The sequence below is a fragment of the Mycobacterium sp. genome (genome assembly GCF_032159765.1).
In the GTDB taxonomy this organism is placed as follows: domain Bacteria; phylum Actinomycetota; class Actinomycetes; order Mycobacteriales; family Mycobacteriaceae; genus Mycobacterium.
Window position 1 is genome coordinate 57,615 of sequence record NZ_JAVHWM010000023.1, and the last position, 9,899, is coordinate 67,513.

Below are 9,899 nucleotides of genomic sequence, written 5' to 3' on the forward strand. Positions count from 1 at the left end.
CAAGGAGGGCGCGACGTGTCGACGGCCGGGAGTAAGAAGGCGATCCTCGCTGCGCTGGCGGCCAACGCCGGCATCGCTGTGGCGAAGTTCGTCGGCTACCTTTTCACCCAGAGCTCGTCGATGCTCGCCGAGTCGGTGCACTCGGTGGCCGACACGGCCAACCAGGCCCTTCTGCTATTTGGCCAGAATCGAGCGGAGAAGGACGCCGACGACCTGCATCAGTTCGGTCACGGGCGCAGCCGCTACTTTTACTCGTTCGTCGTCGCGCTGGTGTTGTTCAGCCTCGGCTCGGTCTTCGCGCTCTACGAGGGCTACGAGAAGATCCGCCATCCCCACGAGCTGACCGATCCCTTTGTGGCGATCGGGATTCTGCTGGTGGCGATTGTGTTGGAATCGTTCAGCTTTCGCACCGCGATCGTCGAGTCCCGGCCGCTGAAGGGTCGCGGCTCGTGGTGGCGTTTCATCCGCACCTCCCGCAACCCCGAGCTGCCCGTCGTCCTGCTCGAGGACATGGGCGCGCTTCTCGGGCTGGTCTTCGCGCTGGCGGGCGTGGGATTGACGATGCTCACCGACGATGCCGTCTGGGATGGCATCGGCACCGTCGCTATCGGTCTGCTGCTCGGCGTCATCGCAGTCATCCTGATGAGCGAGATGCATAGCCTGCTCATCGGCGAGGCCGCCACCAGCGAACAGGACCAGGCGATCCGCGCGGCGATCGAAGCCACCCCGAACATCGAGCGCGTGATCCATCTGCGCTCGCAGTACCTGGGTCCCGACGAGCTGCTCGTCGGAGCCAAGATCGCGCTGCCACCCAACTGCGACCTACGCACCGTCGCGGACGTCATCAACGAAGCCGAGGCGCGGATCCGCTCGGCGGTACCCGCCGTGCGGTTGATCTACCTCGAGCCTGACCTCGACCGTGCGCTGACGTCGTAATCGCCGCGCGGGCGCACGTCGCCGCGCTTTTGCTTTCGCTCGGCCAACAGTGCACGCATGTTGTGTTTGATCGTGCGGCCGAGGATCCGCATGTTCGGAACCATGTAGAGGCTGTCCAGCAAGGAGAAGCGCCGCAGGAACCACTCGGCAAGCACGGGCTCGGTTTCGGCCGCACCGAGGAACTGGTCGAACAGTCCGCCGACCGGCCCGTACCAGCGGGGCATCGATCCGCCGGCGTTGTGGAACTGGTGGTCGCCGATCGCGTTCATCGTCCACACCGGGAACGTCGTTTTCGCAGTCGCCCGGTTCAACTGGTGCGCGAGATCGGGATCGGGGGATTCCAGCGCCCTGCGCAGGTGCCCGGCCTGCAGCGACGTCATCGTCATCCCCTGCCCGTACGTCGGGTTGAAGCTGACCACCGCGTCGCCGAACGGCACGATCCCGCCGGGAAAACGGGTCAGCTTGTCGTAGCGGCGCCAGCGGCTCGCCGGGTATTTGTGGAATGCCACGTCGCCCAGCGGCGTCGCCTGCCGGATGGCCGGGGCCTGCTTGGGCAGCACCACGTCGGCGACCGCGCACATTTCGTCGAAGGTCTTCGGCGGCTCGGCCTTGCCGACGCCGAACGTCGTCATGCCCCATGTGCCGTCCTCGTAGAAGAGCATCCCGATGCCGATCGGCTGCTCGCGGGACGCGCCCGCGACGACGACCTTCTCGTCGATCAGACCGTCGGGGATCCGCAGCTGCTGAGTCGCGTAGCCGATCCCCACGTCGACGGTGTCCTCGTTCGGGCGGTCAAATCCCCACTCGCCCAACCAGACTGGCAACCGGGTCCCTCGGCCGGTGGCGTCGACCACGAGGTCAGCAGCCACGAATTCTCCGCCATCGAGCAGCACGCCGGTCACGCGCTGCGTCGCCGAGTCGAACCGCGGGGCGTCCACCGCGCGCTGTTCGATCGTCACGTTGGGCAACCAGCCGGTGTGACGGCGGATCTGCCATTCCAGCTGCGGCCGGCTCGGCACGTACGTGGTGAAGGTCTCCTCGAGTTCGGTGGGTATCCCCAGCACGTGTCCGGCCGCCCCGAAATGGATCGCTCCCGGCTGGTCCTCGAGGATCGGCACCCCTGCGGCCACCATGTCTTTGAGCAGGCCCGGGAACAGCCCTTCGAACTCTTGGGCACCCCGCGACATGAGGATGTGGACATGGCGGCCCTGCGGCACCGCGGTGCGGTTGGCCGGCTGGTCAGGCAGCGTGTCGCGGTCGTAGAGCGTCACCTGCTCGTAGAAATCCGACAACACCCGCCCGGCACACAGCCCGGCGATGCTCGCCCCGATAACGATCGCGTGTTTTCCCCGACGCTCCACCGAGCGAGGCTTGTCCGAGCGAGAATCCCACATGGGGCAGCACAGTACTAAAGACGTACAAACCCGCAGGAAGGAGACCGGCATGGAGCTGAGGACGAAGTCGGTAGAGCAGTCGATCGAGGACACCGACGACGACGAGAGCCGGCTGCGCAAGGACCTCACCTGGTGGGACCTGACCGTGTTCGGGGTGTCGGTGGTCGTCGGCGCCGGTATCTTCACGATCACCGCGTCCACCTTCGCCAACCTCACCGGTCCGGCGATCGCGATCTCGTTCATCCTCGCCGCAGTCGCGTGCGGGCTGGCGGCGCTCTGCTACGCGGAATTCGCCGCGACAGTCCCGGTCGCCGGCAGTGCGTACACGTTCTCGTACGCGACGTTCGGCGAGTTCATCGCGTGGGTCATCGGCTGGGACCTGATCCTGGAGTTCGCCGTCGGTGCCGCGGTGGTCTCCAAGAGCTGGTCGTCGTACCTGGGCACAGTATTCGGATTCTCCGGCGGCACAGTGCATCTCGGGCCGCTGGACCTCGACTGGGGTGCGTTGCTGATAATCGCTGTGCTGACCACCCTGCTGGCGCTCGGCACGAAGCTGTCGGCGAACGTCAGTGCCGTCATCACCGCGATCAAGGTGTCGGTGGTGCTGCTCGTGATCGTCGTCGGGGCATTTCTCATCAAGACCGCCAACTACTCGCCGTTCATCCCGCCGGCGCAGCCGAGCAGCTCGCACACCGAGCAGTCACTGTTCTCACTGCTCACCGGCGCCGGGAGCAGCACCTACGGCGTGTACGGGATGTTGGCCGGGGCGTCGATCGTCTTCTTCGCGTTCATCGGTTTCGACGTGGTCGCGACTACCGCCGAAGAGACCAAGAACCCTCAGCGGGACGTGCCCCGCGGCATCCTGGCCACGTTGGGCATCGTCACCGTGCTCTATGTCGCCGTGGCCGTCGTGCTGTCGGGAATGATCCGCTACACACAGATGAAGGAGCAGGGCGGCGCACACCCCAACCTCGCAACCGCGTTCAAGGCCAATGGAGTGACCTGGGCGTCGGAGATCATCGCGATCGGCGCGCTGGCGGGGCTGACGACGGTCGTGATGGTGCTGATGCTGGGTCAGACCCGGGTGCTGTTCGCGATGTCGCGCGACGGGCTGCTGCCGCGGTCGCTGGCCAAGACCGGCTCGCACGGCACTCCGGTCCGGCTCACGGTGCTGGTCGGCGTCCTGATCGCGGTGGCCGCGTCGGTGTTCCCCATCGGCAAGCTCGAGGAAATGGTCAACGTCGGCACGCTGTTCGCGTTCGTGCTGGTGTCGGCCGGTGTGATCATTCTCCGCCGCACACGGCCCGACCTGAAGCGCAGCTTCCGGACGCCGTGGGTCCCGGTGCTGCCGATTGCCGCGATCCTGGCCTGCCTCTGGCTGATGCTGAACCTGACCGCGCTGACGTGGATCAGGTTCGTCGTGTGGATGGCGGTGGGCGTCGTCGTCTACTTCGCCTACAGCCGGCGCCACTCGGTGATGGCCCTTCGGGCCGTTGCGTCACATCAGTGACCCAGGTCGTCCCAGCAGGTCAACCCGGTAAATTTCTCCAGCTCTTCGGGTGCGAGCTCAAACTTGGGTTGCCATCCGGGCGGCTTGCGGGCGATGAGCTGCCATGAATCCCGGGTGTTGGGGGCAAGTGCGCTGAACAAGAGGTACAGCCTGCGCAATCCGCGTGGCACCCGTCTCAGGCCCTGGTGCCAGCCCTTGGCCTCGATCAACTCCAGCCCGAGCGCTTCGGCGAGCTTGACGCAGTCGTCGCGGGTGTATTCGCGCAGATGGCCGCGGTACGGCACCGGTGACCAGTAATAGAGCTCGTAACGCGGGTGGTTTGTCTTACCGAAGAGGACCGCGATTCGTTTGCGGATGTTCACGGCGTTGGGGACGGTGATGTAGAGGTAGCCGCCCGTGCGCACACGGCCCATCAGCTCGTTCAACAGATACCGCGGCGGATCGTGCAGGTGCTCCAGCACGTCATGGGACATGACCATGTCGAATTCCCCAGTAGTCGGCGGAATGTCTTCGCCGTTGAATGGGACGTAGTCGATCCCCATGGCCTCGGCGTAGCCGAGGATTTTCACGCGGGTCCCGCCCTTGTTGTGCCATGAGTCCTGCAGGTCGTCCATCGCGGTGCACTTGTAGCCGAGCGCGGCGACGACGCCGGTCTTGTCGGCCGGGCCTGCGCCGAGATCCAGCACTCGTGACCCGGGCGGGAGAAAACGCGCGACTTGTCGACCCACCTCGATCTGGTTGCGGTCCGCCTTGATGTAGTCGGGGAACGGGAAGCGGTCCAGTACCTGGCTCCACGCTTCCTGCAATTCGGCATCGCCGACAGGCATACAAATCCTTCATGGTCCTTGCCCGCGGCTCGCGGGCAACAGTCGCCGAGCGAACTCGGTCGGAGAACGGTCGTCGTCATCGTAATGGGAGATCGTGGCCAAATCGCATCAGCCGCCTAATGCGCTGGACTCCGGTTGCGGGCAAACACGCGGACGGTCTCCGGCGCCCGCTTGTTTACAAAGCATGCTTACATGTCTAGACACGAGACACAAAGTCGTCTAAAGTAAAGTTCGTTCGATCAGTTCACTGAAGAGGAGGTGCGGCCGTGACATCGACGGTCGAGAACAGTCAGGAGGTCGTGGCCGTCCCGTGGCGCGACAAGAAGCGGTACCTGTGGCTCGTCGGATTGGTGGCGCCGACGGCCCTTTTCGTCGTGTTGCCGATCATCGCGCTGATGAATCAGCACGGCTGGCAGACGGCGTCGCAGGCGCTGCTGTGGATCGGTCCGCTGCTGCTGTTCGTGCTTCTGCCGTTGCTGGATGTGAAGTTCGGCCCCGACGGCGAGAACCCGCCCGAGGAGGTGATGGAGCGACTCGAGAACGACAGGTATTACCGCTACTGCACCTATGCGTTCATCCCGTTCCAGTTCGCGAGCGTCGTGTTCGGCGCCTACCTGTTCACCGCCGACAGCATCAGCTGGCTGGGCTATGACGGGCCGCTGGGCTGGATCGGCAAGGCAGGTGCCGCGCTGACGGTCGGCGTGCTCGGCGGTGTCGGCATCAACACCGCCCACGAGATGGGACACAAGAAGGATGCGCTGGAGCGCTGGCTGTCGAAAGTCACACTGGCGCAGACGTTTTACGGGCATTTCTTCATCGAGCACAACCGCGGCCACCATGTGCGCGTCGCTACCCCCGAGGATCCTGCCAGCGCGCGGATGGGGGAGAGCCTGTGGGCATTCCTGCCCCGCAGCATCTGGGGCAGCCTGCGGTCGTCGTGGCAGCTGGAGGCCCAGCGGATGCGCCGGCTCGGCAAAAGCCCCATGTCCCTTCGCAACGACGTGCTGAACGCGTGGCTGATGTCGGTGGTGTTGTGGGGCGCGCTGCTGGCGGTGTTCGGCTGGACGCTGCTGCCGTTCCTGGTCGTGCAGGCCGTCATCGGGTTCGGGCTCTTGGAGACCGTGAACTATCTCGAGCACTACGGCCTGCTGCGGCAGAAGACGCAGAACGGCCGCTACGAGCGATGCAGGCCCGAGCACAGCTGGAACTCCGACCACATCGTGACGAACGTCTTCCTGTACCACCTGCAGCGCCACAGCGACCACCACGCGAACCCCACGCGCCGGTATCAGACGCTGCGCAGCTTCGAGGGTGCGCCGAACCTGCCGAGCGGTTACGCCAGCATGATCATGCTGACGCTGGTGCCGCCGTTGTGGCGCAAGGTGATGGACCCGAAGGTGTTGGCGCACTACGACGGTGACATCACGAAGGTGAATCTGCATCCGTCCAAGCGGGAGAAGTTGCTCGCGCAGTATGCCGCGTGAGTGCCCACCCCACGGTCTAGAGAACGCATTCAGAGCCAACGAGAGGACATAGGAAATGGACTACAAACTGTTCCGCTGCATCCAGTGCGGCTTCGAGTATGACGAGGCGCTCGGCTGGCCGGAAGACGGCATCGCCGCCGGGACCCGCTGGGACGACATTCCCGACGACTGGAACTGCCCGGACTGCGGCGCGGCGAAGGCGGACTTCGAGATGGTGGAGGTGGCCCGGGCGTGACCACAGCCTGGGCCGCACGCACTAGTGTCGCGCGTGTGGAGCCTAAACGGCGGGTCCCGTATGCCGAGGCGTCGCGAGCGCTGCTGCGCGACTCGATCCTCGACGGCATGCGGGATCTGCTGGGCGGCCGGGACTGGTCGTCAATCACGCTTGCCGACGTCGCGCGCCAGGCGGGCATCAGCCGTCAGACGATCTACAACGAGTTCGGGTCTCGCCAGGGCCTCGCGCAGGGTTACGCGCTGCGGCTGGCCGACCGGCTGGTGGACGTCGTCGACGGCGCGATCCAGGAGAACGTCGGTGACATCAATTCGGCGTTCCTGCAAGGGTTTCGCGAGTTCCTCGACGAGTCGGCGGCCGACCCGCTGGTGATCTCGCTGCTGAACGGGCAAGCCAAACCCGACCTTCTGCAGCTGATCACGCTGGACAGCGGGCCGGTGATCACCCACTGCTCACAGCGGCTCACCGACTCATTCGCCGAGAGTTGGGTGAAGCACTCCCACGAGGACGCGGCGGTGCTGGCGCGCGCGATCGTCCGGCTGGCGATGAGCTACGTGTCGATGCCGCGCGAGGCCGATTACGACATCGCTGCTGACCTGGCCAGGCTCCTGACGCCGTACGTCGAGCGCTACGGTGTGATCGAACAGAATTAGGGCGGCGCGGACGCGAGGAGCACAATAGTCGCGCTCCGCCGACTAATATGTAAACAGACTAAGTAATTCGCGTGCGCGCAGACAGGAACATAGATGACGACGACCGAGAACCGGCTGACCGCTGATGTCCGTAACGGCATCGACTTCAAGGTGGCGGACTTGTCGCTGGCGGAGTTCGGCCGCAAGGAGATCCGGCTGGCCGAGCATGAGATGCCGGGCCTGATGTCGCTGCGCCGCGAGTACGCCGAGGTGCTGCCGCTGAAGGGTGCGCGCATCTCGGGCTCGCTGCACATGACGGTGCAGACAGCGGTGCTGATCGAGACGCTGGTGTCGCTGGGCGCCGAGGTGCGGTGGGCGTCGTGCAACATCTTCTCCACCCAGGATCACGCGGCCGCGGCCGTCGTCGTCGGTCCGCATGGCACGCCGGAGGAGCCGCAGGGCACTCCGGTGTTCGCGTGGAAGGGCGAGACGCTCGAGGAGTACTGGTGGGCCGCCGAGCAGATGCTGACGTGGCCCGATCAGCCGGCCAACATGATCCTCGACGACGGCGGCGACGCCACGATGATGGTGCTGCGCGGCGCGCAGTACGAGAAGGCCGGCGTGGTGCCGCCCGCCGACGACGACGACAGTACCGAGTGGAAGGTCTTCCTCGGCGTCCTGGGCGAGCGGTTCGAAACCGACAAGACCAAGTGGACGACGATCGCGGAGTCCGTCAAGGGCGTGACGGAGGAGACGACGACGGGCGTGCTGCGCCTGTATCAGTTCGCGGCGGCGGGTGAGCTCTCGTTCCCGGCGATCAACGTCAACGATTCGGTCACCAAGAGCAAGTTCGACAACAAGTACGGCACGCGGCACTCACTCATCGACGGCATCAACCGCGGCACCGACGTGCTCATTGGCGGCAAGGCCGTGCTGATCTGCGGCTACGGCGACGTCGGCAAGGGCTGCGCGGAGTCGCTGAAGGGCCAGGGCGCCCGGGTCACCGTCACCGAGATCGACCCGATCAACGCGCTACAGGCCCTGATGGAGGGCTTCGACGTGAAGACCGTCGAGGAGGCCATTCCCGACGCCGACATCGTCATCACCGCCACCGGCAACAAGGACATCATCTCGCTGGACCACATGCGTTCGATGAAGGACAAGGCGATCCTGGGCAACATCGGCCACTTCGACGACGAGATCCAAATCGCCGCTCTGGAGCGGGCTTCCGACGTACGCCGGATCAACATCAAGCCGCAGGTCGACGAATTCGTCTTCGGTGACGGGCATTCCATCATCGTGCTGAGCGAGGGCAGGCTGCTTAACCTCGGGAACGCCACCGGCCACCCGTCTTTCGTGATGAGCAACAGCTTCTCCAACCAGGTGATCGCGCAGATCGAGTTGTGGACCAAGAACGACGAGTACGACAACGAGGTCTACCGCTTGGCCAAGCACCTCGACGAGAAGGTCGCCAAGATCCACGTCGAGGCGCTCGGCGGAACGCTGACCCGGCTCACGAAGGAGCAGGCCGAGTACATCAACGTCGACGTCGACGGCCCGTACAAGCCGGAGCACTACCGCTACTAAATTCTTTGCCGAGACTGCGGCCAGATCACTCAAACGCCGAAAAGGCGGATCTGGCCGCAGTTTCGGCGTTTGAGGTAAGCGGCTTGGTTGAACTTACCCAATAGTAGGTATCGCCCCGTTGCCCATACGGGATCTGTTACCGTCCCCTCCGTGATTCGGGGATCGGTGGGGTTCGTTGTCGTCGTCGTTCTTGCTGTCACGCTCGGCATCACGCCGCTGGCTCGGGCCGACCCGAGCAACGACGGCCACGACGCCTACTTCAACGAAGACGAGTACGCCGAGTTCTACACCCCGCCCGACCCCCTGCCGCCGAGTCAACCCGGTGACCTGATTCGCACCGAACCGTCACGGCTGGTGCTCGAGCCGTCGGGTCAGCTCGGCGCGATCATGGCCACCGGAACGCGAATCATGTACCGCAGCACCGACGCTCGCGGAAATCCGATGGCGGTGACGGGCACCTACTTCGAGCCGTTCAACGACTGGCCCGGGCAGGGCCCGCGGCCCCTGATCGTCTACGGCCCCGGCACCCAGGGGCAGGGCGACCAATGCGCGCCGTCACGACAGTTCAACCAGGGCATCCACTGGGCGCCGTGGTTGGACATCGCGTTCAACTACGAGGAACTCTTCGTGTCGACGATGGTCGCCCGCGGCTTCGCGATCGTGATGACGGATTATCAGGGCCTCGGAACTCCCGGCCTGCACACCTACGTCAACCGCGTCGCCGAGGGCAACGCGATGCTCGACGCCGGACGCGCCGCGATGCGTCTATCGGAGACATCGCTGGATCCGCATGGGCCGCTTGCCTTCTGGGGATACTCGCAGGGTGGTGGCGCTGCTGCGGCGGCGGCCGAGCTGGCTCCGTCCTACGCTCCCGAGCTACACGTCGTCGGCACCTACGCGGGCGCGCCACCGGCGGACCTCAAGGAACTCTTTCCCTATGCCGACGGCAGCGCCCTGGTGGGTGTCGTCGGCTACGCGTTGAACTCGGTGATCACGACGTATCCGGAGTTCGAACAGGCGATCCGCGACAAGATGACACCGCGCGGCGCGGATCTGCTCACCAAGGTCCAAGACCAATGCATCGCCGAAACGATCACCAAGTTCATGTTCAGGCACCTTCAGCCGTACTTCAACGAGGACATCGTCCAGCTGGTCAACGAGGAGCCGTTCAAGACACTCTTCGACATGCAACGCATCGGCCGTTTGAAGCCGAACTCCCCGGTCCTGATCAACAGCAATCGCTACGACCCGTTGGTGCCGTGGACTGGTGCCAACCAGCTCGGCAGGGACTGGTGCG

At 65.0% G+C, this 9,899-nt stretch carries 9 protein-coding genes; 7 read left to right on the plus strand and 2 right to left on the minus strand.

The genetic code is table 11. The annotated features are described in order from the left end of the window. Positions 1-15: 15 nt before the first annotated feature. Positions 16-936: a cation diffusion facilitator family transporter gene (locus QOH60_RS02725; protein WP_526416824.1), complete on the plus strand. Its 921-nt coding sequence runs from the start codon at positions 16-18 to the stop codon at positions 934-936. Here the strand turns inward: QOH60_RS02725 and QOH60_RS02730 are convergent. Then, the gene (locus QOH60_RS02730; protein ID WP_526416826.1) at positions 897-2,297 is read right to left on the minus strand and encodes an FAD-dependent oxidoreductase; all 1,401 of its coding nucleotides are present in this window, start codon (positions 2,295-2,297) and stop codon (positions 897-899) included. The two genes, QOH60_RS02725 and QOH60_RS02730, sit on opposite strands and share 40 nt — an antisense overlap. Before the next feature lie 82 nt (positions 2,298-2,379). Between QOH60_RS02730 and QOH60_RS02735 the strand changes: the two genes are divergently transcribed. Then, positions 2,380-3,840, plus strand: coding sequence for an amino acid permease (locus QOH60_RS02735; RefSeq protein WP_526416828.1), 1,461 nt, complete (start codon positions 2,380-2,382; stop codon positions 3,838-3,840). Here the strand turns inward: QOH60_RS02735 and QOH60_RS02740 are convergent. Continuing rightward, positions 3,834-4,667, minus strand: coding sequence for a class I SAM-dependent methyltransferase (locus tag QOH60_RS02740; RefSeq protein WP_526416830.1), 834 nt, complete (start codon positions 4,665-4,667; stop codon positions 3,834-3,836). The genes QOH60_RS02735 and QOH60_RS02740 overlap by 7 nt on opposite strands. A gap of 266 nt (positions 4,668-4,933) precedes the next feature. Here QOH60_RS02740 and QOH60_RS02745 point away from each other — a divergent pair, with 266 nt between their 5' ends. From QOH60_RS02745 to QOH60_RS02765, 5 genes are all read left to right on the plus strand, one after another. Then, positions 4,934-6,151, plus strand: coding sequence for an alkane 1-monooxygenase (locus tag QOH60_RS02745; RefSeq protein ID WP_526416832.1), 1,218 nt, complete (start codon positions 4,934-4,936; stop codon positions 6,149-6,151). 55 nt (positions 6,152-6,206) lie between these two features. Next, positions 6,207-6,386: a rubredoxin RubB gene (rubB, locus tag QOH60_RS02750; protein ID WP_526416834.1), complete on the plus strand. Its 180-nt coding sequence runs from the start codon at positions 6,207-6,209 to the stop codon at positions 6,384-6,386. Further along, a complete protein-coding gene (gene alkX / locus QOH60_RS02755; protein ID WP_526416836.1) occupies positions 6,383-7,036 on the plus strand; it encodes a TetR family transcriptional regulator AlkX in 654 nt (217 codons plus the stop codon). Before rubB ends, alkX begins: the two co-directional genes overlap by 4 nt. A 93-nt stretch (positions 7,037-7,129) precedes the next feature. Continuing rightward, positions 7,130-8,602, plus strand: coding sequence for an adenosylhomocysteinase (gene ahcY, locus QOH60_RS02760; protein ID WP_526416838.1), 1,473 nt, complete (start codon positions 7,130-7,132; stop codon positions 8,600-8,602). A gap of 150 nt (positions 8,603-8,752) precedes the next feature. Beyond that, a partial coding sequence (locus QOH60_RS02765) for a lipase family protein (protein ID WP_526416840.1) occupies positions 8,753-9,899 on the plus strand: 1,147 nt, incomplete at its 3' end.